Consider the following 25,501-nt stretch of genomic DNA (forward strand, 5'->3'; position numbering starts at 1 on the left):
CACATTGATGTGGGCTTTTTTATAGATTCAATTTGCTTTATCACTTTGATGAAGCGTGTCCAAAAACGACTGCTTCACAGGGACATTTTGGTTATCTTGTAAATATAAATGGGCCACTTTAAACACAATGGCTGCGGCTAAACACGCAATGATACAAAATATCCAAAAACCATAAGGTGTTCTGATATTTTGTGATCCGCATTCAGAACACACTTTGTCTGTCGAAGCAACCACCTTGTCGCAACACGCACAATGATACTGATACAGCATACTCATCCTCCCGATTTGACTGTCTTTTTTATTTTTATCCACATCACCTTAGAGGCTAATATTTATACTATATAAGCCTTCACCAATAATCAACCTTATGATGTAGCTATAAAACAGCAACCATCTATGTCTTCATTCAATATCTTGTATTATCAGATATCTATATGAATTTTTTTTGACAACCTGCTCTATCATTCTTTTTTCTTCTAGAGATTATCCATATTTTATTCACGCACTCGCCCATCATATCCGCATGGAAATCATAAATTGAAGTAAAATAAACGTAGTGAAAAAATGATGATATGACGATGGTTCAATTAATTAAGAAAGGCGGCTTGAGAGAAAGAGCAAACAGAAGTCGCTCTTATCAAGGTTCTGAAAATACTGAAGCAACTTTGCGACCAAGACGTTATCAGCAAGACACGCTCGTTCTGACTCAAACAGAAGAGTTAGATCAGGATTCAGTTAAGCAAAATAAGCGCATCTATCCACAACCAGACTGCAAAGATCAAAAATAGACCACCCGATGCCATATCTATGTAATGCCCTGAACGCTGGTAGAGCTGTTTAATTTTAGGTCGTGCTAAAACGACCATCAAAAACGTAAAGGTTAAAAACGTTTGAATCGGAATAATGACTGCCAGTTGTATTTTCAACATCTCTGGTGCTGAAGCAGTTAAGGCAAGTGAAAATACACTACTAAAATAAATCAGTGTTTTAGGATTGGATAGGTTTGTAAACAACCCCATCAGAAAGTATTTTTCAGCTTTTAAAGGTAACTGATTTTCATCAATTGCATCAAATTTGAAAGACTTATAAGTTTGCCAACCACCCTTTAGCATCGCCCAACCCATTTTTGCCAAAAATAAACCACCGACTAACATTAAGACTTGTTGAATCCATGGGAACTGGGCAATCAAAAGCGCAAAACCTGATAAGGTTAAAATCACCCAAAATAAAATTCCAATAGAAATGCCTAAAATAACTTTCAACGTATTTGCGATTGTGGTTGACGCTGCGCATTTGGCAATCAACAAAATATCAGGTCCAGGACTCAATTGAGCAACAAGATGTAGGACACAGATGGTAAGTAATAGAGACATAAATCAAAAATGAATAAAAATTGTTTGAATTATACTGTTTTTTAGGAAAATCGAGATACAAAAATAAAAAAACCAGACATTACATCTGGTTTTGAACATGCGCAATTTACTTTTGATTAACGTCTTTCATTTCAATTTTCTTTGCTTCAGGTGTAATTTCTCTTGCTTCACCATCAATGATAGTAGAGTCATTTGAACCACGACCGTGCTGCTGGCTTTGCATTTCTTGCATTTGGCGCATTAAATCTGCAAATGGATTCTGACCATTTGCTTGACCACCCATGCCGCCCATATCTCCCATCATACCACCCATCATTTTTTCCATCATGGCTTGCTGACGCTTCATCATGGTTTTCATCATCACCGCTTTAAATGCTGTTTGAACAGGTGGAATTAGAATAAGTAAGGCGAATAGATCGGAAATTAACCCCGGAATCAAAAGGAAAATACCCGCAATAATTTTAGGTAAGTTATTGGTCAAATTCGGATCAGCACTCATATGACCTTGTTGCATTTGCTGCATCTGTGGCATTAAACCTGATGCATGAGAACGAACCATATTTAAACCAATAAAGAATGCAGCAATAAACCAGAAGAATACATACCACATACTTCCGACTAGATCACCCACACCGACCCATACGAAGATTTCAAGGACTATACCGATTAAAACAATAAGAGCTAATTTCATGAAATGTAATCTAATCTCAAAAATTTAAATATAGGGTCGTAATCATCTGCTCAATCTGTATCAAGCTTTTTTCATACGCTTATGTAACAATATGGGCATTATTTTATTTTTAAAGTCATGGAATGTCATTAATTATCGGAATTGATCCTGGTTCACGTCTAACAGGTTACGGTATTATTCAAAAAGAGGGGCAAAAACTCACTTTTGTTGATGCTGGAACAATTCGCACTGAAACACCTGACATGCCTGAGCGTCTAAAACGAATTTTTTCAGGCATTGAAAGAATCGTTAAATTTCATGGTCCTACTGAAGCTGCTGTTGAACAGGTTTTTATGGCGGTCAATCCTGACTCTGCCTTAAAACTTGGTCAAGCACGCGGTGCAGCTATAGCGGCATTGGTCAATTTAGATCTACAAGTGGCTGAATATACTGCGCGTCAAATTAAACAATCTGTTGTTGGCTATGGCGCTGCTGATAAAGAACAGGTTCAAATGATGGTCATGCGCATACTTAATTTAAATATTAAACCACAAGCCGATGCTGCAGATGCACTTGCCGCAGCAATTTGCCATGCACATGCCTCTGGCAGTATGAGTAAATTGGCCGTCTTAAATGCTTTAGGTGGAATGGCACGTGGACGAAGCCGCAGCAGTAGTCGTCGACGTTAAAAGTCTCTCGACACTCAATGCACTTATTGGCGAATTTTAAAGCTATCGAAATCACGCTCTTTGATGTCAATTAAGTCTTCATAGAAGATTTGCTTAACTTTACTATTATGAGGCCCTGCCATGGCCAGTTTGATCATGTCATTGACATCTTGATATGTACCAACAATGACAGCTTCCACATCCCCATTATCCATATTTTTAACGTAACCAGTTAAATGCAACTTTAAGGCTTGTTCCATAAACCAGCGACGAAATCCGACCCCTTGAACAAGACCTTGTATGGTTAATTTTAAATATCGCATATCTATCCCTGAATTTTATTTTAGATTTACTATTTGATAAATCGCTTGAGCCATATTCTGAGCTAACAAACCACGTTCACCCTGTTGAGCCAATACATCACCTGCCACGGCATGTAAGTTAACAATTTCATGAAGCTGGATGGAATTAGACAATTGTCCTTTAAGACTAGCAATCATTCCTGCAAGAATATCCCCCATTCCACCTGTACCCATTCCTGGATTACCCTGGGTGCAAATCCAAATGGTTTGCTGCGTGTCAATTGTTAAACTTCCTGCACCTTTTAAAACCCATTCACCAGCATACAGTGTTTGTAATCGTTTAATTGTTTTGATGCGGTCATGCTCAACTTCCGCCACGCTAGAGTGTAAAAGTTTTGCAGCCTCACCAGGATGTGGCGTTGCGTAAGTTCTCTCATTGAGTCGAATGGGCTTTTCAGATAAGAACCACAATGCATCAGCATCGAGTACAGTCGGTTTGTTCGTAGAGGACAGAATACTCATCCATTGATCATATTGCTCAGCTGCCCAATCATCACGTCCCAACCCCATTCCAAAACAAATCGAATCGACTTGCTGTAGCAAATTTTTTCGTTGTGATGGATCGAAACGATTAATATCCTGCACCATTACATTGGGAGATCGTGACAAAATTGCTGAATGATGTTTAGCATCACACACGATCGTGACTTTACCCGCCCCAGCGGCAAATGCAGCTTCAGCCGCCATAATCACCGCACCTCCCATTTGTGCATGACCGCCAATCACGAGCACATGCCCATACGTTCCTTTATGTCCTGTAGAGTGTCGTCGCGGCAAAATTGTTTTGACTGGGCTTAATCGGGCCACAGGTTTTAAATCTGAGTCACATGGTAAAATGGGAATGAGTTTTAGATGTCCTATAAAATCCTGTGCACGCCCTACAAATTGCCCTACCTTATATGCGAGTGCGGTAAGCGTATGCTGAGCATGAATAGCCATTGGTAATGGTTGACCTGTATTTGCATCTAAACCGCTCGGCATATCAATCGCAATTTTGACGCCGTCTTGCTCATTAATATGATGGATAATTCTCTGCCAGTCTTCACTTAAAGTACGATTAATTCCAATTCCAAACAATGCATCAATATAGACATCATAACCCTTACAATGGTTCAGATCGGTGAACTGCTTAAGTGGTATGGATTGACTCATTTTATAAGCACTCTGCAAGGAGTCAGCCGAGTGATGATCGACTTGTGAAAAAGAAAAAATATCGATTTCTAGATTTTGGTTGAATGAACAATGTCGTGATAAAGAGTGCTGTGCTAAATAGTACGTAACAAGATAACCATCCCCTGCATTATTTCCTTTGCCGCAGCAGACTGCGATACGGATTTTCTTTTTTTCAATACCTTGAAGAATTGTGATGATTTCTTGTGCCATCATCCAAGCAACTTGCTGCATAAGACCAAAAGCACTATTTTGATCGTCAAACCAGCGCTGTTCCCAAGCTTGTATCTCACTGCTGTGATAAACTTGTTGATGCATTATCGTTCCTTTTTTTATTTATGACTCAATCTCTCTCATCTATACCAGCTCGTATTCCAACACAGCAATTTGATCCTCATGCGCTTAAAGCTTGGATTAAATCTCAAGCATTGGAACTGGGCTTCGCTGATTGTGTCATTGCCCGACCTGATGCTCAAGATGAATTACCTCGATTAAAAGCATATTTAGATCAAGGATTTCATGGTGACATGAAGTTCCTCGAAGAAAATTTGGAAAAACGTGCTAATCCAACACTGTTGGTTCCCCATACAAAAAGTATTATCTGCGTCAGAATGAATTATTTGGTTGAACGACCTCAACCTCGAACAGTACCTGATTTCCCTAATTCTGCCGTTATTGCGCGATATGCACGCGGACGGGATTACCATAAAACCATGCGCGGTAAATTAAAAACACTTTCAAACCTTATTCGTGAAAAAGTCGGTCCGTTTGAATCAAGACCTTTCGCCGATTCAGCCCCTATTTTTGAAAAATCACTCGCTGAATCTGCAGGTATGGGTTGGACAGGTAAACATACCCTGCTCATCCACAAAAAATCGGGTTCCTTTTTTGTACTCGGTGAACTGTTTAGTTCTCTTGAATTACCCTTTGACGAGCCTGCCAGTGCACATTGCGGATCATGTACAGCATGTATTGATATTTGTCCAACGCAGGCGATTGTAGCGCCATATCAATTAGATGCCCGAAAATGTATTGCCTATCTGACCATTGAATACCAAGGTGTGATTCCTGAAGAACTACGCCGTGGCATAGGTAATCGCGTATTTGGATGTGATGATTGCCAGCTGATTTGTCCTTGGAATAGTTTCGCACAAACCACAACGGTTACTGATTTCCATCCCCGTCATGGGCTGGATCGTCTTTCTTTAATGGAATTATGGCAATGGGACGAAGCAACATTCTTAGCCAACACAGAAGGCAGTCCACTGCGTAGAACAGGCTATGAAAGCTTTATGCGGAATATTGCGATTGGAATCGGGAATGCACCCTATCATCCAAACAATATTGAGCAATTGATACTAAAAAGAAATCAGTCTAGTGAGATTGTGCAAATCCATATTGACTGGGCAGTACAAGAACAACACTCAAAAAGAAACAATTAACACTACTTTTCCAAGATGACTTGACAAGACAAAATCACCATTTTGAGCATGATCTGAAATTTTAAGCACACGTTAGCAACAAGTTCTCAACATCAAGTTCCCAAAAAATAATTTTGCGGCGAAAAACGCATAAAAATAGTCAAGTTTGTAACTAAATCCACAATGATTAATTTCTATTGAGTTGGCAAATTTGATAATTTTTTTGAGTCATTATTGTCATATTTTACGATTTTGCATTATTAAAATTACAGTATGATCAAATAAGTAGCTTTTCAATTGATGGATAAATTATGCAAGTACGCAATGATTGGACGCGTGAAGAAATACAAAAACTCTATGAACAACCCTTCATGGACTTAATTTTCGAAGCACAACGCGTGCATCGTCAACACTTTGATGCAAATACCATTCAGGTCAGTACATTACTATCGATCAAAACGGGTAAATGTCCTGAAGATTGTAAATACTGTTCTCAATCTGCACGCTATGATTCCAAACTTGAAGCCGAAAAAAGAATTGCTGTTGAAAAAGTAATTAATGAAGCCAAAGAAGCTCTCGCTTCTGGATCATCTCGTTTTTGTATGGGTGCTGCATGGCGAAATCCTCATGAACGCGATATGCCTTATGTACTTGAAATGGTACGTGAGGTAAAGGCCCTAGGACTTGAAACTTGTATGACCTTAGGGATGCTCAATCAATCACAAGCGGAACGTTTAAAAGAAGCAGGTTTAGATTATTACAATCACAATTTAGATACCTCTCGTGAGTACTATCCAAATGTGATTACCACACGCACTTATGATGATCGTTTAAATACTTTAGACTTTGTACGCCAAGCAGGCATGAAAGTGTGTAGCGGTGGAATTGTTGGCTTAGGTGAAGATACTCAAGATCGTATTGGTCTATTACATGAACTTGCGACCTTAGCTATTCATCCAGAATCGGTACCAATCAACATGCTTGTACCGATCGAAGGCACACCCTTAGCAGATGTTGAAAAACTCGATGTGACTGAATGGATTCGCACTATTGCCGTAGCGCGTATTATCATGCCAAAAAGTTATATAAGACTTTCAGCGGGTCGTGAATCTCTTTCTGATTCGGATCAAGCATTAGCGTTTATGGCGGGTGCTAACTCTTTGTTCTCAGGTGAAAAGCTTTTAACGACACCCAATGCTGGTGAAGGCAAAGATAAACAGTTGTTCGATAAGTTAGGTCTAAAAGCCGAAAAAGCGAAGCCGACTGTATCAGAGCTGACTATAGATGCAATGGCAAGTTAATTTATAAGATTCGCTCAATCAAAAACCGAAGCTTTGCTTCGGTTTTTTATGATGTGATCAATATGCCATAACTGGCATTAAGATACTGTCCTGGCTTAATTTCATCTGTTCCATTGGCATGGTGTACCGTTATTTTTTGACTAAATGCATCAAACTCAAAGCGATCATAACTATCTTGGTGGTGCATCAACCAATAAATCGTATCTATGACATGATCATCACAAATATAAGTATTCGATTTAAAATCTTTACTCATTTAATTTAAATCCTTTTTTTTCAATCACAATATTATTATATCTCAATTCATTTTATTGAATATCATTTTCTTTATTTAAGATAATGTCTATTTTTTTATTAATCCAACATATTATATTTACATATCACAATAAATCGATTTTCACCCATTTTATAAGCGCTATTATTTTATTTCAATTTAAAATAAAGACTGAGTATTATGAGTATCGTTAATTTAAAAACTCAAACTGCATTGCAACATCGTCCCAGCGCACTGACCACACAAATTAATGCTGTATGGGGACAAGGACCTTCTTCACGTTATGAAAGCCTCGCCTCGTTATTCAGACCTACATTTGAAAAAATCAAAGCTTCGCGATCAGAACGCGAAAAAAAACGAATTTTAGCTTTTGAACAGATTCAATGGTTAAAAGACATCGGTTTTACGAAACTTCGCTTACCCAGTTCGCAAGGGGGATTTGATGCAACTATTCCAGAATTATTTAATCTATTAATCGAACTTGCCGAAGCTGATGCAAATTTACCTCAGGCACTTCGCGTACATTTTGGCTTTGTGGAAGATTTACTGCTCAGCCGCGACCCACAGTTTAAATCTATATGGCTTCCTAGAGTAGCTCAAGGTCAAATTATTGGAAGCGCATGGTCTGAAGGTGGAAATGAGTCCATTCATGAATTTAAAACGAGACTTTCCAAAGATGCTGAGGGACGCACGATATTGAATGGACAAAAATTTTATACCACAGGAAGCTTGTATGCAGACTGGATTGATGTGGGTATTACTGATTTGTATGGAGAATCAGCCAGTATTCTAATCCCTCGACATGCTGAAGGTGTTGAGATTGTGGATGACTGGAATGGTTTTGGTCAAATTCTTACAGCAAGTGGTACTACTAAGTTCACTGATGTTGTTGTGAATCAACAAGATGTCATCGGAGACCAACAGCGCTTTAAATATTCAGCAGCATTCTATCAACTGATTCAATTGGCAATTATTTCAGGACTTACAAGAGCAGCAAGCTATGAAGTATCAGCTGAGGTTTATAAACGTGAAAGAAATTATACGCATGCCAATGCTTCCTTCGTCCGTAATGATGCTCAAATCCTACAAGTGGTGGGTCAAATTCGTGGTGTCGCGTACACCACTGCAGCAATTATTGGAAAAAATGCACAGGCTATACAACGTGCTTTTGAAGCTGGGTTGAATGATAATGAACAACTCGAAGCAGATCAAAATGCCATAGCAGAATTAGAGGTTGCTCAATCTCAAACCATTATCACCACACTTGCATTAAATGCTTCGACCATCATTTTTGATGCTCTAGGAGCATCAGCCACTGATAAAAACTTAGCTTTAGATCGTTTCTGGCGAAATATTCGTACGCTCGCATCACACAACCCAAGAATTTATAAAGATCGAATTGTCGGAGACTTTAGCGTAAATGGTGCATTGCCCCCTTATCAATGGCGTATCGGTAAAGTTGATGAATCAGGGCTTCTACAAACAGATAAGGCTTCTTGAGCTCGCTTTAAATCTTTAAGACACTATTCTTTAGTGTCTTTTTTTAGTGTTTTTTAAAGTGATCTATCTAAATCGCTTAGGCTATTAGAGCTCTTATTTACGAACCTAGTAAAAAGGTCCTTAACAGGACCTTTTTAGCATCATCGAAATTACATCAATTAGGCAGCTTGAGTTTTCAAATGTTTCGCCAAAGGACTATTACCAATTTGCCATACAAATGGCAATTCAGTTTGATTCACGACAAAAGCACCCACCACTTTCTCCTTATAAATAATCGGATTATGTGAGGATACGACTCGTGCATTACGCCAGAAACGATCTAACTGTTTTGATGAAGCGCTGGCTGAAGCGCCCAAACTATTGAATAGTTTAGTTGTTAAATCAAGTACAAGATCTGAAATGACGACCTGCCCTTGAGCAGATTCTAGTTCCGCAATTTGGTTAATCTCATGATCTTTTTCAGATGACGCATTAAAGTGACTTAAATATGCATCATCCAGTGCTGCAGCTGTTTTTAAAGTAATGGCTTGACTGGCAAATGCTTGAGCAGATGCCTTACCAATCACTTGTAGAATCTGAGCATCATCACGGACAAGATCAGCATTCCCGTGGCTAAAGATTCGAGTACGCTTACGCACTTCCTCACTAAAGGTCTCCACCGCAGAAAATGCGATGCCGGTCAGTGTTGCTAGATGTACAACTTGATAAAAAGCTGTTTGATATTTAAAACGCTGATCAAACGGGTAAATATGATCTCGTTCAATCGACACTTGGTTGATTTTTAGCGTCCCGCTTCCAGTGGTTTTTTGACCAAATCCATCCCAATCATCATGTACTTTAATTCCATTAGCTTTAGTTGAGACCGCTGCAATCACATGCTGATCAGTGGTCTCATCATAGGCAAAAAGATCAATCCAATCGGCAAAAATAGTACCTGTAGAATAGAACTTTTCTCCTGAAACTTCATATTCGCCTTGTTGATTTTGTTTCACTCGGGTAATGACGTCGCCTATCTCAACATTACCGACTTCTGTCCAAGCGTTTCCTGCGATTTCACCATTTACAAATCGCTTAAACCAAAACGCTTGTGATTGATCTTTATGCGCCACTAAACGGTCTTCGACAAATGCAAAATGTCCACGTAAAGCTTGCACAATATTTGAATCCGCTGTCGCCAACTCGATTAAGATTTGGAAAAGTTGCTGTTGGGTAAAACCTGCACCGCCATATTTTTTTGGTACACGTAATGCACCAAAACCTACATCGTTTAACCATTTAATTTGTTCATGAGGCAAATCACGATCGGTTTCTCGTTGAACGGCCCCTTCTGCAATCTGCTTAAAAATCGGTCGAAACTTTGCTGCAACCTCTTCATAGTTGGCACCAAGTGAAAGTTCTTCATTCTGATTTAATATAGTCATAATAAATTTCTCCTTAGCTCCATGGATGACGTGGTGGTGGGACATCATTTAGAAAATAATTTCCTACAATGTTGTATTTCCAACGCACGGGATCATGCAAAGTGTGTGTTCTAGCATTGCGCCAATAACGATCTAAATTTAATTCTGATAAGGTCGAACGCGTGCCAGAAAGCTCAAATAATTTATTCGCTGCTAAAATCGCAATGTCAGTCGTTAAGACTTTTGCTTCAGCCACGAGCAATGTTGCTTCATTAATATGATCTTCGGTCGGTTCAGCAAGTGCTAAATCAATCGCTAATCCTGCCAAATCCAGAACGGCTTCAGCAGCACGCAGCTTAATTTTCAATTCACCAATATTGGCAATGGTATATGGATCTGAACTTGCTTTATCTAAACCTGAATCAATCCATGGACGTGCAAAGTTACGAACGTAATGAATCGTTTCTTGAATCGCACCACGTGCAATCCCAGCATCTACAGCAGCTTGAATAAATTGAGAAATTGCTCCAGCTGCTGTCGGTCTTACAAAAGCTTGATAAATTGGAACGATATATTTTGCATCTACTTTAACGTTGTTTAATTCGACTGATCCACTGACCGTTGTACGCTGACCAAACCCACTCCAATCATTGGTAATTTTTACACCTTCTGTCCCTTGTGGCACGATTGCAGCAAATGGTTTTCCTTCAGCATCAATCGCAACAACTGGAATGCGGTGTGCCAGTAAAGCTCCAGTCGCAAAGAATTTTTGTCCATTCACAATCCCATTGCCAGAAGCATCAAATTCTATTTTTGTGGTGAGATCGGCAACCGTCTTAGACCCTTTTTCTGAGAAAGCATTCCCCAAACGCTCTCCACCCAGTACTGCTTTAAAAAAGAATTGTTTTTGTTCTTCGGTGGCATCTAAACGGATATGCTCTAGAAACACCCAATGATTTTGTGCGATTTGACCTAGTGATGGATCAGCGCTAGAAATGGTTTTAACAACTTCAGCGAGAGTCTTGTAGCTCGCTCCTGCACCGCCATATTGCTTTGGAATGTTAATTGCCCAAAGCCCTGATTGAGAATACTTGTTTATTTCACTCAAAGGTAAACGGCGTTCATGATCACGAATGGAGGCTTCCTTTGCAAAATCTTCAGCGAGCTGTTGTGCGATTTGAATCGCTTCTTGATCTGTCTTAATCACATGCGCTGGCTGATGAATTTGGTAGAATTCTTTTGAAATTTCAGCCTCATGCAATTTTATATCTATTTGTGCAGTCATTTTATTCTCTTCAAAAAAATTGAATAAAATTAAACTAGCACTAATTATTTTAATTTTTTATACGATTATTTTATTTACTAATCTAATTTCAAACAAAATAAATCATTTATTTTTTTATTATGTATATTGCAGTTTTTCTCATTAAATAATAAGTATGACATTTCATATAATCAGAATATAAACATTTAATTATTTTATATTTTCATTATGACTAAACATATACGATTTAATGCTTTTGAAATGAATTGCATTGCACATCAGTCCCCAGGCTTATGGCGTCATCCGCTCGATCGCTCTACGGAATATAAAGATTTGGAATATTGGACTGATTTAGCAAAAATATTAGAAAAAGGTATTTTTGACGGTATTTTTCTTGCAGATGTTTTGGGTATTTATGATGTGTATCATCAATCGGCTCAACATGCTTTAAATGGTGCTGTTCAAGTTCCTGTGAATGATCCAATTCAAATTGTTCCAGCAATGGCAGCAGTCACCCAACATTTAGGCTTTGGCGTAACCACCTCTATTTCATTCGAGCATCCTTATCCCTTCGCACGACGTATGAGCACGTTGGATCATCTCACCAAAGGTCGCGCGGGTTGGAATATTGTGACTTCATATCTAGAAAGCGGATCCAAAAACTTAGGTTTAAAAACCCAAGTAAGTCACGACAATCGTTATGATATTGCAGACGAGTATCTGGAAGTTTTATATAAACTCTGGGAAGGTTCTTGGGAAAATGATGCGGTACGACGCGACAAAGCTGCTGGTATTTTTGCGGATCACACCAAAGTTCATCCAATCCTTCATGAAGGTACATATTTTAGCGTGCCAGGTATTCATATCTGTGAACCTTCTCCGCAACGCACACCTGTATTATACCAAGCTGGTGCATCAAAGCGTGGACAGAAATTTGCCAGTCAAAATGCAGAGTGCGTATTTATATCTGCACCAACGAAAGTTGCTGTAAAAAAGTTAGCACAAGGAATTCGTCAGAATCTTATTGAGGAAGGTAAAGATCCAAACGCAGTTTTAATTTATACAATGCTTGCGATTGTGGTCGATGAAACTGATGAAAAAGCGCAGGCTAAATTTGCAGAGTATCAATCTTACGGAAGTTATGATGGTGGATTAACACTCGCTTCAGGGTGGTCTGGTGTAGATTTTTCACAATTCAAAGCTACAGACCAGGTTGAATATATTCATACCAATGCCATTCAATCTATGTTGCAATCATACGTAGAAGCAGATCCAGACAAAGTTTGGACCATAGAAGAAATTGCAAAATGGACCAGTGTTGGTGGAAATGGACCCGTGATTGTCGGCTCACCAAGCACAGTTGCCGATCGTCTTCAAGAATGGGTGGATGAAACTGGCATTGATGGATTCAATTTGGCTTATATTTTGGCACATCAATCTTTTGAAGACGTGGTCGAATACGTCGTTCCTGAGTTACAACGTCGCGGTGTTTACCCTACTGAATATACCAAGGGGACACTGAGAGAAAAGTTGTTTGGTCATGGACCATTACTTCCAGATGATCATCGTGGTGCTCAATACCGTAAGTCATCAACGAATGGGTTGCACACTTCAACCCAAACCGCAACACTTGAATCTGTGTAGATCAATTTAAATTCTCTATATGTAAAAAAGCGCTTTTCGGGGCTTTTTTTAATGCTGATGTTCTAGTTCATGGTGATATGCATCATCTTCTATCTGCAAGGTCATTTCAGTAATATGGTGATCATGACTTAACATTTCAAAAGCTTGTTGATGTAAACGTTTAGGATCGACATTCGGTGCAACCAAATGAACTGTGAGCATGACTTTTTTTGATGTGATCGCCCAAACTTTTAATTGGTGAATGTCCTTAACTCCTTCAAGCGATAATAAATCTGTACGGAGCTTTTCAATATCAATCTCATCAGGCACACCTTCAAGTAGGATATTTACACTTTGCTTGGCGAGAATCCAAGCACGTGGTAAGACCCAAAATCCGATCAGGACTGCGATAATCGTGTCAATAAGTACCCAGCCTGTAAAATAAATAATCACAGCACCGATGATCACACCTACAGAACCAAGTGCATCACTTAATACTTCTAGATATGCACCTTTGACATTGAGGCTATCTTTACTACTCGAAAAAAGAATCTTCATCGAAATTAAATTAATGATTAAGCCAATGACGGCGACTATCATCATTCCAACACTCTGAATTTCAGGAGGATTACTTAATCGATGAATCGCTTCTATCAAAATATAAATTGCAACGATAAATAACATCACCGCATTAAATAGAGCTGCCAAAATTTCAAATCGCTGGTAACCAAAAGTTCGCTTATTGTCTGCAGGCTTTTGACCAATCTTAATTGCAACCAACGCGATGGCTAGAGCAGCAGCATCAGTAAACATATGTGCAGCATCTGACAGCAAAGCTAAACTTTGAGTAATAAATGCAGCAACAACTTCAATAATTAAAAATGTCGTGGTTAAGGCTAAAGCAAAAGTTAGTTTCTTTGCGTTGTCTTTACTGACTTCCACATGACTGTGATCATGATTATGCGAACTACCCATTTTATACTCCTCATCAGAAGCCTCACTTAAAATAAAGTGAGGCTTCTGATTCATATACATAATGTTATTGTTTAATTTATTGTTCTGCTTTTGCTTGATTCATCCACCTATACAATACAGGTAAAAGTAGTAGCGTCAGTATGGTGGATGAAATAATTCCACCGATAACCACTGTCGCAAGCGGTCGCTGTACTTCAGCACCCGTACCCGTAGCAAGCGCCATTGGAACAAATCCTAAAGACGCCACAAAAGCAGTCATCAGCACAGGACGTAATCGCAACATTGCACCTTGCCAAATGGCATCTTTTAAACTGTATTCACTTCTTAGCTCCTTAATAAAGGTCAACATAACCAGTCCATTCAGAACAGCGACACCTGATAAAGCGATAAAACCAATACCGGCAGACATTGAGATAGGAATATCACGTAACCATAAAAATAAGACTCCACCCGTGAGAGCAAAGGGTACGCCCGTGAAGACCAATAAACTTTCTCTTATATTTTTGAATACAGCCATCAGCAGGATAAAAATCGTAATCAAAGCCAATGGAATCACGATAGTCATTCTAGCTTTGGCAGATGCCAAATTCTCAAACTGTCCACCATACTCAATCCAATAGCCGCTCGGTAATGCATATGTCGTGAGGCTAGATTGCAACTCTTGGACAAATGAACCCAGATCTCGCCCTTCAACATTTGCCGTCACAATAATCCTACGCTTGCCATTTTCACGACTCACCTGATTCATACCATCAATATTTGAAACTGTAGCCACATCTGCCAGTCTTACTGTCCCACCATTGGGGAGTTGTATGGGTAATTGTGCAATCCCCATGACTGTCCGATCTTGATCAGTAAGTCGAATAACAAAATCAAAACGGCGGTCGCCTTGTAGAATTTCACCGACTTGTTGACCACCGATACTTGAAGCGACTAAATTTTGTATTTCACGAACCGAAAGACCATATTGCGCTGCTAAAGAACGATTTACGTCTATATTTAATAAGGGTAAACCTGAAGTCTGTTCTACTTTGACTGCGGTACTGCCACTGATTTTTTGCACAATCTTGGCAATATTGGCAGCTTCATCATTTAACACCTGCATATCATCGCCAAAAATTTTTATACCTATGTCACTGCGCACCCCGGAAATGAGCTCATTAAAACGCAGTTCAATGGGTTGAGAAAATTCACTATTGTTGCCAGGCAAAGTCTCCAAAAAAGTTTCAATACGTGACCTTAAATCATCTAAGCTTTCTTTGGGATTCGGCCACTCTTGGCGAGGTTTCAACATGATGAATCCATCTGAGATATTGGGTGGCATCACATCTGTAGCCACTTCAGCAGTACCCGTTCGTGCGAAAACATTTTTAATTTCTGGAAAATTTTGAAGCAAAAGTTTCTCAGTCATTTCCTGCATTCTTAATGATTCTTCTAAGCTGGTGCTGGGTGAACGCATTTGTTGAATAGCAAAATCACCTTCGCTTAATTGCGGTGCGAATTCACTTCCTAGACGTGTAGCCAACAACCCTGTTAAAACCAAAATACTAACTGCGAGCGTTAACATGACCGTTCGATATAAATAAGTCATATCCAATGCTTTTAGATATTTTTGCTTTAACCATAACATCCATCTACTTTCAGTTTCTTTTACTTCACCTGTTACAAATAAAGCAACTGCAGCAGGAACAAAAGTGATGGATAAAATGATCGCAGCAATAAGAGCTAATACTACGGTAAGTGCCATAGGGTGAAACATTTTTGCTTCAACACCACTTAAAGCAAATATGGGCAAGTACACCACTAAAATAATCGTTTGACCAAAAATTAAAGGACGGCGCGCTTGACGAGCAGCAAGGAATACTTCTTTAAATCTCTCTGAACGTGTTAAAGGTCGTCTTAACTGTTCTTGGGCATGAGCTAATCGGCGAATACAGTTTTCGACAATTACCACCGCGCCATCTACAATAATTCCGAAATCTAGCGCACCTAAACTCATAAGGTTGGCACTAATCTTTTGCTGTGCCATACCTGATAATGTAAATAACATCGAAAGTGGAATCACGCATGCTGTAATTAAAGCTGCTCGAATATTTCCCAAGAAAATGAATAAAATCACAATCACCAAAATCGCACCTTCGACTAAGTTCTTTTGAACTGTCTTAATGGCTTTCTCGACTAAGGTGGTACGATCGTAAACAGTTTCAATTTTTACGCCTTCGGGCAGTGTGGTTTGAATTTCTTGAATTTTTTGATCAACAGCTTGTGCAACACTACGGCTGTTTTCACCCATCATCATCATGGCGATGCCGAGTACGGTTTCTTCTCCATTATTGGTCGCACCACCTGTTCTAAGATCATGTCCGATCGACACTGAAGCAATATCTGAAACACGGACAGGATTTCCATTCAAGGTAACCACCGTTGTATTTTCAATATCCTGTATCGTATTCAGTGTTCCAGGAACTCGTACTGTCAGTTGTTGACCTCCATCTTCAATAAATCCTGCTCCACGATTTTCATTGTTCTCAGTGAGGACCTGTTGAAGTTGCGTCAAACTGACTTGTAATTGCTGCATACGATTCAAGTCTGGCGAAACAACATAAGTTTTATTGAATCCTCCAATAGTATTCACCTCTGCAACGCCTTTTACGCGTTGCAATTGTGGACGCACAATCCAATCTTGAATTTCGCGTAAATCCATTGCTGTGTATGAAGCACCATCAGGCTTTTTAGCCTTTGGGTCTGCTTTTAATACCCATTGATAAATTTCACCCAGTCCCGTAGATACTGGAGACATGGTAGGTGCGATATCATCAGGTAATTCGGATTGAACCTCTTGCACATGCTGATTGATTTGTTGACGTGCCCAGTAAATATCTGTGCCATCTTTAAAAACAATGGTGACCTGAGATAAACCATACCTAGAGATCGAACGTGTTAATTCAAGATCTGGTATCCCCGCCATGGCATTTTCAATTGGAAACGTAATGCGTTGCTCAACTTCGAGCGCAGTAAATCCATTGGCTTGGGTATTAATTTGAACCTGTGTATTGGTAATGTCTGGAACTGCATCAATTGGCAATTTTTGATAACTATAAATTCCAACAGCAATCCAAGCACAGGCAAACAGCATGATCCAAATCGCATGTTGAATTGAAAACTGAATAATTCGCTCAAATAGCCCTTCAGCCTTCGGCATGTCATGATTAGTGCCCATGGTCAGCTTCTCCTTTTTCTAACTCCGATTTCAGTAAGAAGCTGCCTTGATTGACATATTTTTGCCCCGTTTGAAGACCAGACTTAATTTCTGCCCATTGACTATCTGAAGACATTTCACCTACTTCAATGGGTTGTGCTTTAAAGTGGAGTTTTCCATTTTTTTGTTCTGTAACAATAAATACTGCTGATTTACCTCCGATTTGTTGCACTGCATTTTTTGCAACGCGTAATACATTCGATGCATCGGGACTTTGAAGTTCAACATTTACCATCAGATTTGGTCTTAACTCACTTGCCTTTCCTCGAACTTTAGCGCGAACAATCAAGCGACCAGTCTGCGCATCTGCTTGCGACGTTAACGATTGCACAACTGCTGTATAGGTCTGACCTGATTGTAAAGATTTGAATTGAATATTTTGTTGTGCACGCATTTGATTACTCGCATCTGCAGGCAATACAAATTCGAGCCATAAATCTTTTAATTGTTCGATGATGAAAATCTGATCTGCAAGTTGCACATTTTCACCCACCACAATGTCTTTTTGGCTGATCACGCCCGAGATTGGCGAACGAATGGTAAAACGACCATTCGAACCTGCTGAGGCACCCAAAGCTTGTAAACGTGCATTGGCACTTTGCACTGTGATTTGTGCTTGACGATATGCATTTTCAGCACGTTGCAAATCCTGTTTTGCGGAGATCCCCTGCGACCACATCTGTTGTTCACGCTGCAAATCTTGACGTGCCAAATCTAAATTGGATTGCGCCATTCTCAAATTCGCTTGTTGGTCAATAAGTTCTGGGACACTTAGTACTGCAAGTACTTGACCTTTAGTCACTTCTTGTCCCAGTGCCACATTCACTTGCTCAACATGACCAGCAAAATTAGGGGAAATATGCGCTTGCTGATCTGTATTTACCATCAATTTTGCAGGCAAGTTTGTGTATCGCGGAATTGCACCTAATTGAGCTGATTCTATTTTTATACTATGTTCGACTAGCTGTTTAGATGTGAGTTCAATCTCACCTTCTTCTGCATGATCAGCTTCTGCGCCATTCGACGTTTCAGCTTGCTCTTCACTCTCAACAATTGCTGTTTTCTTATTATCTTTGAAAAAAATCCAAATCCCGAAAACTACGGTCACCACAATAATGAGGGCGATGAGGAATGCTTGGTTTATTTTTCCTTGTTGTATAGATCTCATTTTATTCTGCCCCTATATTGATGAAATTTTCTGACTGTGACACAGCATCTTTGAGTAATTGGGTATAGGCATCCGAACGACTAATTTGTTCATAACTGGTACCAATACTTAATGCCTCAGCAGCTAGTGCGGTTTGCCATGCCTCTCTTAAGAGCTGAATTTGACTGAGCCGAATATTTTGTAATTGTGTCGTTGCTTGTTGCACCTCAGTGATTGAAAGTTTTCCATTTTTAAAACCGAGCAAAGAGCGCATCTGTACTTTTTCAGACAAATCTTTTTGTCTCAGTACAGCGTCAAATTGAAGCTTTAAGCCACGCACCTGATGAAATGAGTTTGCAATCTCTAAAATTTGTTGTTTGAGTTCTCTTTGTTGTTGACGCTCAAGTAGAGATTGCTGACGTTGAGCAAGCGGAATTTGGTATTGCTGACGATTAAAAATATTGAACGGAATATCGACACCCACAGATAAACTAGTATCGTTTGTCTCATTGGGCGCTTTTGTTCGCGTCATTCCTACATTCAAATTTGGATTTGGTTTTGCTTTTACTTTAAGTTGCTCAATTCGTTGATTAGCCTGCACAACATTGAGTGCATAAAGCTTTTCTAAATAACCTGCAGAAATATAATTTTGAACATTCTGTTCAACTTGGTCAGGCCAATAAATCCGATTTGAATCAACCTTCACCTCTGCTTCAGTTTCTCCCCAGAGATTAGAAAGATTACGTTTTGCAATTTCCTTATTTAAAATGGCTTGCTGATAATTGCGTTCATTTTCTGCCGCTTCAATCTGCGCTCGTTCATACTCAACTAAGGCTATGCTTCCTGCCTGATATCGTTTTTTAGCGCTGTCTAAAGTTTCACGACTGACTTGCAGTTGAGACTTTTGAATTTGCGCTTCAGATTGCGAAATTAAAAACTGTGACCAAGCATACTTCACGATTAATTGGCTTTGTGCTTCCCACAACTTTTCTCGCAATTCATTTTGTTGCCCAGCCAAACGCGCTATATTTTTTTGAATCCGTCTTTGACCAAAAATGTCGATCGGCTGACTAATACCTAGACTTAACTCTTGATCTTGATTCGAGCCAAAGCCATCTCGAGAGAGATTGATAGTCGGGTTTTGCCAAAGTCCACTTTGCTTGACTGCAAGTTCTGACATTTCTTGTCGTTGCTGCCAAATCTGTTCTGATTGTTGATATTGAGACACTTGAACCAGTGCTTGTTCAAGCGAATTGACTGTCATTGCTTGAGCATTTGCACCCAAACTAAGCGAACCTAAAACCAGCCATAATCGAATGGAATGTTTTAATTTAAAAGACATGTGAATTTCCCACTAATTTAAAAATAAGTGGTGGGAAATTTTTAGGCTACCCCACCAATAGCGGGGTTAATTCAGGAGGCGGAGGGATTTTACCTAAATGAGGCGATTGATAGGCATTAATCCAAAGAAAGTGATTTTGGTAAATCTTTTCGATGTGTTGTGACGAAGGCAAATTCTCGTTTACAGCAAGAATAAACTGAGACATTGACGGCAGATGATCTTGATGATCCAAAAAATCGATTTGCGCTTTTTCTTCTAGCGTCACGCTTTGATCATCACCAAGCACGAAGCCTTTTTCAATTTGGGACTTCGGACTTTTATTTGAAAGATCGGCTTGGCAAAGTACAGGTTGATGATGACCAAAGTGAAAACTTTGTGTCGATGTTGAGTCGCTTTCATGAACACAAAAAGCCGCCGCCACATTCCAAAGGCTTTGGAACATGAACATACATGCTAAGAATGTCACAAATTTAGCCGATCTCATTTAAGCAGGCTCTCATCTTTTCTATCTGCATTTAAAACGTGATAGTGATCACCATCAAGTGAAGAGTTGTAATTCTCCATCATATTTTGATGATCGAAACCTTGATATTGAAAGAATGTACATAAGAAAAATGAATGAAAACTTAAAAATTTAGCGCTTTTAAAGCACGCTTCGAAAATGGCATCGATTTTGCAACCTAATCATACGAATTTTATTTTTTGTATTACTGAGGTGGCAACGATGAGCTATGTTGCACGAGAATTGAGTCAAAAGCATAAATTTTTGCTTGGTTTTGGATCGTTTTTAATTCCAATTTTAATCTGGTGTGCAGTGAGTTATTTGCCTTTTATTTGGCATCCCCAAGTTCAAATCACAGATTCTGGTAGCACAACATTTTTACAATTCGATAGCCGTGTCAGTAGAGAAGTTTATTATGCTGAAGCGCAATTGGCAGTCGATCAAGGACTGCCACCACCTCGGGGAATTTTGGTCAATCCCATTTACCTACCCGCACCAGATGAAGTCGCTACAGCCTTAGTGACCGCATTTACAACGCCACCCGCTCAAGCAAATGCACCATGGTTTCATGAAAGTTTATGGCACAGCATTAAACTGGTGTTTACCGCATTTTTTATTTCTTCTTTGATCGGGATTCCTTTGGGTATTCTTTGCGGTTTTTCTCATAAAATTTCTCAGTTAACTGAACCTTTTGTAGAGTTCTTTCGCTATCTGCCTGCACCAGCCTTTGGCGCTCTTGCTGTTGCGATTTTGGGCATTAATGACGCACCTAAAATTGCCATTATTGTGATTGGTACCTTGTTCCAACAAATTCTGATTATTGCCAATACCACCCGTCTGGTCGACCGCAGTCTTATTGAAGCTGGATTCACCTTAGGAACTAATAAAATCAAAAGTTTATTTTATGTGGTCATCCCTGCTGCACTCCCAGAAATTTATCGAAACCTTCGTGTACTTTTAGGTTGGGCTTGGACCTATTTAATCGTTGCAGAACTCATAGGAAGTACATCCGGTATCACGTGGTTCATCACTCAACAAGCTCGCTATCAAAACTTTGACAATGTTTTTGCCGCAATTTTGATTATCGGTTTGATTGGTCTGATTTGCGACGTGATTTTAATGAAACTTGGACAGCAATTATTTAAATGGAAAACGGGAGTTCGCTAATGTCTTCAGCACTTCAACCCTCAGATTTTGATGCCCGCGCTTACTTTGACAAAATTTACGCTCGTCCCGTCATTTTAGAAGCAAAAAATCTCACCCAAAAGTTTAGCCACGGAAAAACTGAGCGCACCATTTTAAATACTTTAGATTTAAAAATTCATAAACGTGAATTTATCTGTGTTATTGGTCCTTCAGGATGCGGTAAATCTACCTTTAGCCGTATTGTGGCAGGTCTTGATCCATATACCAGTGGTGAATTACTGGTAGACGGTGAAACCATCACAGGACCGAGTCCAGAGCGTGGCATGGTTTTCCAAGGCTACACACTGTTTCCATGGAAAACGGTAAAAGAAAATGTCATGTTTGGTCCACTCATGCGAGGTGCCAGCAATGCTACAGCTGAGGCGCAAGCCCGTGAATGGATCAACATTATCGGACTTGAAAAATTTGAGCAGCAATACCCTCATGAACTTTCTGGAGGGATGAAACAACGCGTTGCCATCGCTCGCGCGCTCGTGAATCAGCCAAAAATTCTCTTAATGGATGAACCCTTTGGGGCTTTAGATCCTCATACGCGTCAAAAAATGCAAAAGCATCTGATCGATCTTTGGGCCAATATCGATATCACGATTATTTTTGTGACACACGATATGGACGAGGCAATTTTACTGGCCGATCGGATTGTGGCATTGAAGGCCAATCCTGGCGAAATTAAGGAAATCATTGAGGTTGATCTACCAAGACCACGTCAGCATGAATTGATGCTCACTGAAAAATTTAAATCGTTAAGACAACGTGTAGATGCTTTGGTACATGCTGAAGAAGATGAACTTGATCCAGCACTCGCCGACTTACCTAAAATTCCAAGAATGACCAAGGTCAGTCATTCTAAATAAGACGCTATATCCTGATCACACAAACGGTCAGGATAAAGCATACAACATCAATCCTTTTGACCACACCATTTTAAATGCAGACTTGGATTAATCACGACTTCATGTCATCACGCTCAATTCGCCCATCTACCAATTGAATGGTTCGATCACATGTAGCGGATAATCGTGGATCATGGGTCACTAACAATACCGCACAATTTTGTTGCTCATTTACTTCACGAAACAGCTCAAAGACTTCGCTCGCTGTTTGACTGTCTAGATTACCTGTAGGTTCATCAGCGAGGAGTAAAGCAGGCTGAGTGATTAAAGCTCTGGCGATTGCGACACGTTGTTGCTGCCCACCAGAAAGTTGACTGGCTTTTCGTTGTGCAAATTGACTCAATCCTACCGCTTTTAACAAATCATGTGCTCGATCCAAAGCTTGTTGATTGGGTTTGCCATGCGCCAACATTAGAGGCATCAAAACATTCTCAATAACGGTGAACGCTTGAATCAAATGATGAAACTGAAACACAAATCCAATGCTCTTCCCACGCAATTCCGTTCTTTGTTGATCTTCCATTTGACTGGTTGGTTGACCAAGTAAATAAATTTCACCACTGGTGGGTTGATCCAGCAAACCTAAAATATTTAATAACGTACTTTTACCTGAACCAGAAGGTCCAATTAACGCAGCAAAATCTTGACGATGTATGGCAAAATCAATCCCATGCAGCACTTCAATTTCATTGGGTTGTCCAATATTATAAGACTTTTTCAAAGCCTCTAAACGCAGTACTTCATCATCATTAGACATGACGGATTGCCTCCACAGGATCTAAACGCGCTGCACGACGGGCAGGAATCGCCGCTGCAATTAAACCGCTCAATGTTGCAAGTAATAAAGCGGATCCAATCAAATAAGGTGAAATTGGAATGTAGAATAATCCTGGGCCAAATTCATTAAATGACCAAACCAATGCATAACTGGTCAGGATTCCGACAATAGAACCAAGTAAGCCGAAAATCGCACCTTGAATGAGAAAGATCATCAAAATTTGTTCTCGGCTCGCACCTGTCGCACGCAAGATTCCGATCTCACGTGTACGCTGTACCACTGTAATGGAGAGTACGCTGGCGATCGCAAATGCAACAGATATTCCAACAAATATAATAATCATATTGGTTGAAAGACTTTGCGCTGAAATCGCATTCATCAATTGCGCATTACTTTCAATCCAACTTTCAGCTTTTAATCCAGTGAGACGATGAATTTGAGTTGCGACCTGATCTGCGGAGAAAATATCAGAAATACGAAGATCAATAATGGTAACCCCACCCGGCAAACCCAATAAAGACTGTGCCCGCTTTAGATCGATATACATATAGCGTGAGTCTAGTTCTTTTACCCCGAGTTCAAAAATACCCGTTACATTCATGACGGCGTTAATATCTTGACCGTTATCAACGCGAATTTTACTGCCTACGCGCACACCAAGGTCTTTGGCCAACTCACTTCCGATGAGTACATCATCTGCTTTTAAACGAAGCTGACCAGTTTTTAGATACTCTTGCAAAGGTACAATACGTTGATACCGTGGTAAATCAATCCCCATAATCGCAACTGACTGAATCGCTTCCCCCCGTTTTACCAGTGCAGGTCCTGAAACCATGGGAGAAACGGCATTGAGCGTCTTGATATTGTCTAGATTTTCAAGAACTTCTTGCCAGTTATTGATCGACTTGAGTCTTTGAGCCCTTTGATCTTCATGGATGATGTGTGCTACGCCCTCAGGCACTTTAACGACGCGATTGACCTCATCTGGTGCATGTAAACTAATATGTGCCTGAGTGCCCAACGTACGCTCAATCAAATTGGACTGAAGTCCCTGAATTAATGCACTAATAAAGACAATAACGGCAACACCAATAGCAACACCACCAATAATCATCAGTGTTTGACTGCGACCTTCGCGTAAAAACCCAACAGCGATGAGCCAATTGGTCCATAAACGCTTCATCTTCAAAGTGCTTGTACCTGCTTAGTTCTGACACGCTGATCCGCTTTTACTTGATCAGGCTTAATAACGACCTGATCATTGTGATCCAACCCTGATAAGATTTCAGACATGGCAGTCCCACGCAACCCTAATTTTACAGATTGACGTTGGACCTTGCCCTCTCTTACCACCATAACTTCAGCTTGCGTGGTTGAAGGGTCAATAAGCGCGTCATTGGCTATTACTTTGGTTTTATTTCGACGTGCTGTTTCGACATTCACTGAGACTGTCATATCTTGCTTCAAAAAATTGGGTACAGAATTCACCGCCAATTTTACTTCAACCGTACCACGTTGAGGATCAATATTAGGTGCAATAAAGTTAACTTCAGCTGGAAATGCTTGCTCTGGATAAGCATCTGCAATCACTTCCGCTTTTTGACCCAATTTCAGATAAGGTAAATTTTGCTCATCCACCGCCACTTTAATTTGCGTTGGACTATCAACTGCGACTGTAAAGAGCACCTTTCCAGGTTGAATCGCATCCCCTTTTTCGACTTCACGCGTTAAGATCGTACCCGATACTTGTGCCCGAATTTCACTTTTTGCCAATTGGGCACGTAGTGCATTTAATCTTTCACTTAAGGTTTTTTCTTCCACTTGACCTGGAGCAAGGCTTTGCGCCTTCAGTTTTGCCGCAGATAATTGATTTCTGGCTAAGCGTTCAGCTTCTAAAGCTTGTTCTTTTTCTTCAACAGAAAGCACTCCCGGTTCCGTTTGCTGACGACGTCTTGCTTCGCGACTGGCTTGTTGTAATTGGAATTCTGCCGTTTTCAATTCAACCTGCGCTTGTGGATAGCGAATTTTCCGCAATTCCTCTAGCGCAACTTCTGCTTCACGGACTTGTGCTTTTAAATCATCAGATTGAATAATTAACAGTACATCTCCTGCTGCTATTCGTTGACCTTCTTGCACGCGTCGCTCAATCACCACACCCGAAATTTCACTCCCAATTTCACTACGTACTACATTTTCAGCACGACCTGAAGCAACCACTGTTTGAATCAGTGGTTTTTCTTCGATTAGGTAAGTTTCGACTACAGGACCTTGCCACCAACGGAAAATGAAATATATCCCACCCATCGAAATAAGCAGAATGAGAATCCACCATTTTCGTTGTTTTAAAATACGCAAAGCTTTATCTCCCAATAG

At 39.9% G+C, this 25,501-nt stretch carries 24 protein-coding genes; 8 read left to right on the forward strand and 16 right to left on the reverse strand.

Going from position 1 to position 25,501, the window contains the following annotated elements:
- Positions 1-27: 27 nt before the first annotated feature.
- Positions 28-270, reverse strand: a complete 243-nt coding sequence (locus AC1M9K_RS01225) for a hypothetical protein (RefSeq protein ID WP_035263796.1) — start codon at positions 268-270, stop codon at positions 28-30.
- A gap of 308 nt (positions 271-578) precedes the next feature.
- On the opposite strand from AC1M9K_RS01225, the gene AC1M9K_RS01230 reads away from it, so the two are divergent.
- Positions 579-788, forward strand: a complete 210-nt coding sequence (locus AC1M9K_RS01230) for a hypothetical protein (protein ID WP_035263798.1) — start codon at positions 579-581, stop codon at positions 786-788.
- On the opposite strand, the gene AC1M9K_RS01235 is transcribed toward AC1M9K_RS01230, so the two are convergent.
- Positions 732-1,373: a LysE family transporter gene (locus AC1M9K_RS01235; RefSeq protein ID WP_481588235.1), complete on the reverse strand. Its 642-nt coding sequence runs from the start codon at positions 1,371-1,373 to the stop codon at positions 732-734. The two genes, AC1M9K_RS01230 and AC1M9K_RS01235, sit on opposite strands and share 57 nt — an antisense overlap.
- A 106-nt stretch (positions 1,374-1,479) precedes the next feature.
- Positions 1,480-2,064: an FxsA family protein gene (locus AC1M9K_RS01240; protein WP_035263802.1), complete on the reverse strand. Its 585-nt coding sequence runs from the start codon at positions 2,062-2,064 to the stop codon at positions 1,480-1,482.
- Positions 2,065-2,186: 122 nt separating this feature from the next.
- Between AC1M9K_RS01240 and ruvC the strand changes: the two genes are divergently transcribed.
- A complete protein-coding gene (ruvC, locus tag AC1M9K_RS01245) occupies positions 2,187-2,732 on the forward strand; it encodes a crossover junction endodeoxyribonuclease RuvC (protein ID WP_481588236.1) in 546 nt (181 codons plus the stop codon).
- 23 nt (positions 2,733-2,755) lie between these two features.
- Here ruvC and AC1M9K_RS01250 read toward each other — a convergent pair whose 3' ends face one another.
- Positions 2,756-3,034 carry an acylphosphatase gene (locus AC1M9K_RS01250; protein WP_481588237.1) on the reverse strand — a complete coding sequence of 93 codons (279 nt, stop codon included), beginning with the start codon at positions 3,032-3,034 and terminating at the stop codon, positions 2,756-2,758.
- A gap of 15 nt (positions 3,035-3,049) precedes the next feature.
- Positions 3,050-4,561: an NAD(P)H-hydrate dehydratase gene (locus AC1M9K_RS01255; RefSeq protein ID WP_481588238.1), complete on the reverse strand. Its 1,512-nt coding sequence runs from the start codon at positions 4,559-4,561 to the stop codon at positions 3,050-3,052.
- A gap of 20 nt (positions 4,562-4,581) precedes the next feature.
- Here AC1M9K_RS01255 and queG point away from each other — a divergent pair, with 20 nt between their 5' ends.
- Together queG and bioB are read left to right on the forward strand one after the other, a co-directional pair.
- Entirely contained in the window at positions 4,582-5,685 is a 1,104-nt protein-coding gene (gene queG, locus AC1M9K_RS01260) for a tRNA epoxyqueuosine(34) reductase QueG (protein ID WP_481588239.1), read from the forward strand.
- A 290-nt stretch (positions 5,686-5,975) separates the two neighbouring features.
- Positions 5,976-6,965 (forward strand): biotin synthase BioB, encoded by a 990-nt coding sequence (gene bioB, locus AC1M9K_RS01265; RefSeq protein WP_481588240.1) that lies wholly within the window; start codon positions 5,976-5,978, stop codon positions 6,963-6,965.
- 46 nt (positions 6,966-7,011) lie between these two features.
- Here bioB and AC1M9K_RS01270 read toward each other — a convergent pair whose 3' ends face one another.
- Complete coding sequence (locus AC1M9K_RS01270; protein ID WP_481588241.1) at positions 7,012-7,221, reverse strand: hypothetical protein; 210 nt, start codon at positions 7,219-7,221, stop codon at positions 7,012-7,014.
- Positions 7,222-7,419: 198 nt separating this feature from the next.
- On the opposite strand from AC1M9K_RS01270, the gene AC1M9K_RS01275 reads away from it, so the two are divergent.
- A complete protein-coding gene (locus AC1M9K_RS01275) occupies positions 7,420-8,739 on the forward strand; it encodes an acyl-CoA dehydrogenase family protein (RefSeq protein WP_481588242.1) in 1,320 nt (439 codons plus the stop codon).
- Positions 8,740-8,897: 158 nt separating this feature from the next.
- Here AC1M9K_RS01275 and AC1M9K_RS01280 read toward each other — a convergent pair whose 3' ends face one another.
- Both AC1M9K_RS01280 and AC1M9K_RS01285 read right to left on the reverse strand, forming a co-directional pair.
- Positions 8,898-10,160 carry an acyl-CoA dehydrogenase family protein gene (locus AC1M9K_RS01280; RefSeq protein ID WP_481588243.1) on the reverse strand — a complete coding sequence of 421 codons (1,263 nt, stop codon included), beginning with the start codon at positions 10,158-10,160 and terminating at the stop codon, positions 8,898-8,900.
- 13 nt (positions 10,161-10,173) lie between these two features.
- Positions 10,174-11,424, reverse strand: a complete 1,251-nt coding sequence (locus tag AC1M9K_RS01285) for an SfnB family sulfur acquisition oxidoreductase (protein ID WP_481588244.1) — start codon at positions 11,422-11,424, stop codon at positions 10,174-10,176.
- Positions 11,425-11,631: 207 nt separating this feature from the next.
- Here AC1M9K_RS01285 and AC1M9K_RS01290 point away from each other — a divergent pair, with 207 nt between their 5' ends.
- Positions 11,632-13,047, forward strand: a complete 1,416-nt coding sequence (locus AC1M9K_RS01290) for an LLM class flavin-dependent oxidoreductase (RefSeq protein ID WP_481588245.1) — start codon at positions 11,632-11,634, stop codon at positions 13,045-13,047.
- Between the two features lie 48 nt (positions 13,048-13,095).
- On the opposite strand, the gene AC1M9K_RS01295 is transcribed toward AC1M9K_RS01290, so the two are convergent.
- The 5 genes from AC1M9K_RS01295 to AC1M9K_RS01315 form a co-directional block, all read right to left on the reverse strand.
- Entirely contained in the window at positions 13,096-14,001 is a 906-nt protein-coding gene (locus AC1M9K_RS01295) for a cation diffusion facilitator family transporter (protein ID WP_092766410.1), read from the reverse strand.
- Positions 14,002-14,077: 76 nt separating this feature from the next.
- On the reverse strand, positions 14,078-17,221 hold the full coding sequence (locus AC1M9K_RS01300) for an efflux RND transporter permease subunit (RefSeq protein WP_481588246.1): 3,144 nt from the start codon (positions 17,219-17,221) through the stop codon (positions 14,078-14,080).
- Entirely contained in the window at positions 17,211-18,428 is a 1,218-nt protein-coding gene (locus AC1M9K_RS01305; protein ID WP_481588247.1) for an efflux RND transporter periplasmic adaptor subunit, read from the reverse strand. The genes AC1M9K_RS01300 and AC1M9K_RS01305 overlap by 11 nt, the downstream gene beginning before the upstream one ends.
- 1 nt (position 18,429) lies before the next feature.
- The gene (locus tag AC1M9K_RS01310; protein WP_481588248.1) at positions 18,430-19,749 is read right to left on the reverse strand and encodes a TolC family protein; all 1,320 of its coding nucleotides are present in this window, start codon (positions 19,747-19,749) and stop codon (positions 18,430-18,432) included.
- A 46-nt stretch (positions 19,750-19,795) separates the two neighbouring features.
- Positions 19,796-20,233, reverse strand: coding sequence for a cation efflux protein, CzcI-like (locus AC1M9K_RS01315; protein ID WP_481588249.1), 438 nt, complete (start codon positions 20,231-20,233; stop codon positions 19,796-19,798).
- Between the two features lie 240 nt (positions 20,234-20,473).
- Here AC1M9K_RS01315 and AC1M9K_RS01320 point away from each other — a divergent pair, with 240 nt between their 5' ends.
- Complete coding sequence (locus AC1M9K_RS01320) at positions 20,474-21,418, forward strand: ABC transporter permease (protein WP_481588250.1); 945 nt, start codon at positions 20,474-20,476, stop codon at positions 21,416-21,418.
- A complete protein-coding gene (locus AC1M9K_RS01325; protein ID WP_481588251.1) occupies positions 21,418-22,311 on the forward strand; it encodes an ABC transporter ATP-binding protein in 894 nt (297 codons plus the stop codon). The genes AC1M9K_RS01320 and AC1M9K_RS01325 overlap by 1 nt, the downstream gene beginning before the upstream one ends.
- A 91-nt stretch (positions 22,312-22,402) precedes the next feature.
- Here AC1M9K_RS01325 and AC1M9K_RS01330 read toward each other — a convergent pair whose 3' ends face one another.
- Genes AC1M9K_RS01330 through AC1M9K_RS01340 form a run of 3 tightly spaced genes read right to left on the reverse strand, consistent with a single transcriptional unit; the run spans position 22,403 to position 25,483 of the window.
- Positions 22,403-23,107 (reverse strand): ABC transporter ATP-binding protein, encoded by a 705-nt coding sequence (locus AC1M9K_RS01330; protein ID WP_481588252.1) that lies wholly within the window; start codon positions 23,105-23,107, stop codon positions 22,403-22,405.
- Entirely contained in the window at positions 23,100-24,311 is a 1,212-nt protein-coding gene (locus AC1M9K_RS01335; RefSeq protein WP_035263833.1) for an ABC transporter permease, read from the reverse strand. Before AC1M9K_RS01335 ends, AC1M9K_RS01330 begins: the two co-directional genes overlap by 8 nt.
- 2 nt (positions 24,312-24,313) lie before the next feature.
- On the reverse strand, positions 24,314-25,483 hold the full coding sequence (locus tag AC1M9K_RS01340) for an efflux RND transporter periplasmic adaptor subunit (RefSeq protein ID WP_481588253.1): 1,170 nt from the start codon (positions 25,481-25,483) through the stop codon (positions 24,314-24,316).
- Positions 25,484-25,501: the final 18 nt, after the last annotated feature.

It is taken from the genome of Acinetobacter sp. 24-47-67 (genome assembly GCF_056779735.1).

Excerpts from the sequence above, each read along its gene's own strand:
- AC1M9K_RS01310 (WP_481588248.1), bottom strand. The coding sequence starts at position 19,749 with ATGTCTTTTAAATTAAAACATTCCATTCGATTATGGCTGGTTTTAGGT.
- AC1M9K_RS01300 (WP_481588246.1), bottom strand. The coding sequence starts at position 17,221 with ATGGGCACTAATCATGACATGCCGAAGGCTGAAGGGCTATTTGAGCGA.
- AC1M9K_RS01285 (WP_481588244.1), bottom strand. The coding sequence starts at position 11,424 with ATGACTGCACAAATAGATATAAAATTGCATGAGGCTGAAATTTCAAAA.
- AC1M9K_RS01330 (WP_481588252.1), bottom strand. The coding sequence starts at position 23,107 with ATGTCTAATGATGATGAAGTACTGCGTTTAGAGGCTTTGAAAAAGTCT.
- queG (WP_481588239.1), top strand. The coding sequence starts at position 4,582 with ATGACTCAATCTCTCTCATCTATACCAGCTCGTATTCCAACACAGCAA.
- AC1M9K_RS01270 (WP_481588241.1), bottom strand. The coding sequence starts at position 7,221 with ATGAGTAAAGATTTTAAATCGAATACTTATATTTGTGATGATCATGTC.
- bioB (WP_481588240.1), top strand. The coding sequence starts at position 5,976 with ATGCAAGTACGCAATGATTGGACGCGTGAAGAAATACAAAAACTCTAT.
- AC1M9K_RS01275 (WP_481588242.1), top strand. The coding sequence starts at position 7,420 with ATGAGTATCGTTAATTTAAAAACTCAAACTGCATTGCAACATCGTCCC.
- AC1M9K_RS01290 (WP_481588245.1), top strand. The coding sequence starts at position 11,632 with ATGACTAAACATATACGATTTAATGCTTTTGAAATGAATTGCATTGCA.
- AC1M9K_RS01335 (WP_035263833.1), bottom strand. The coding sequence starts at position 24,311 with ATGAAGCGTTTATGGACCAATTGGCTCATCGCTGTTGGGTTTTTACGC.
- AC1M9K_RS01240 (WP_035263802.1), bottom strand. The coding sequence starts at position 2,064 with ATGAAATTAGCTCTTATTGTTTTAATCGGTATAGTCCTTGAAATCTTC.
- AC1M9K_RS01250 (WP_481588237.1), bottom strand. The coding sequence starts at position 3,034 with ATGCGATATTTAAAATTAACCATACAAGGTCTTGTTCAAGGGGTCGGA.
- AC1M9K_RS01315 (WP_481588249.1), bottom strand. The coding sequence starts at position 20,233 with ATGAGATCGGCTAAATTTGTGACATTCTTAGCATGTATGTTCATGTTC.
- AC1M9K_RS01320 (WP_481588250.1), top strand. The coding sequence starts at position 20,474 with ATGAGCTATGTTGCACGAGAATTGAGTCAAAAGCATAAATTTTTGCTT.
- AC1M9K_RS01255 (WP_481588238.1), bottom strand. The coding sequence starts at position 4,561 with ATGCATCAACAAGTTTATCACAGCAGTGAGATACAAGCTTGGGAACAG.
- ruvC (WP_481588236.1), top strand. The coding sequence starts at position 2,187 with ATGTCATTAATTATCGGAATTGATCCTGGTTCACGTCTAACAGGTTAC.
- AC1M9K_RS01305 (WP_481588247.1), bottom strand. The coding sequence starts at position 18,428 with ATGAGATCTATACAACAAGGAAAAATAAACCAAGCATTCCTCATCGCC.
- AC1M9K_RS01325 (WP_481588251.1), top strand. The coding sequence starts at position 21,418 with ATGTCTTCAGCACTTCAACCCTCAGATTTTGATGCCCGCGCTTACTTT.
- AC1M9K_RS01280 (WP_481588243.1), bottom strand. The coding sequence starts at position 10,160 with ATGACTATATTAAATCAGAATGAAGAACTTTCACTTGGTGCCAACTAT.
- AC1M9K_RS01295 (WP_092766410.1), bottom strand. The coding sequence starts at position 14,001 with ATGGGTAGTTCGCATAATCATGATCACAGTCATGTGGAAGTCAGTAAA.
- AC1M9K_RS01230 (WP_035263798.1), top strand. The coding sequence starts at position 579 with ATGGTTCAATTAATTAAGAAAGGCGGCTTGAGAGAAAGAGCAAACAGA.
- AC1M9K_RS01225 (WP_035263796.1), bottom strand. The coding sequence starts at position 270 with ATGCTGTATCAGTATCATTGTGCGTGTTGCGACAAGGTGGTTGCTTCG.
- AC1M9K_RS01235 (WP_481588235.1), bottom strand. The coding sequence starts at position 1,373 with ATGTCTCTATTACTTACCATCTGTGTCCTACATCTTGTTGCTCAATTG.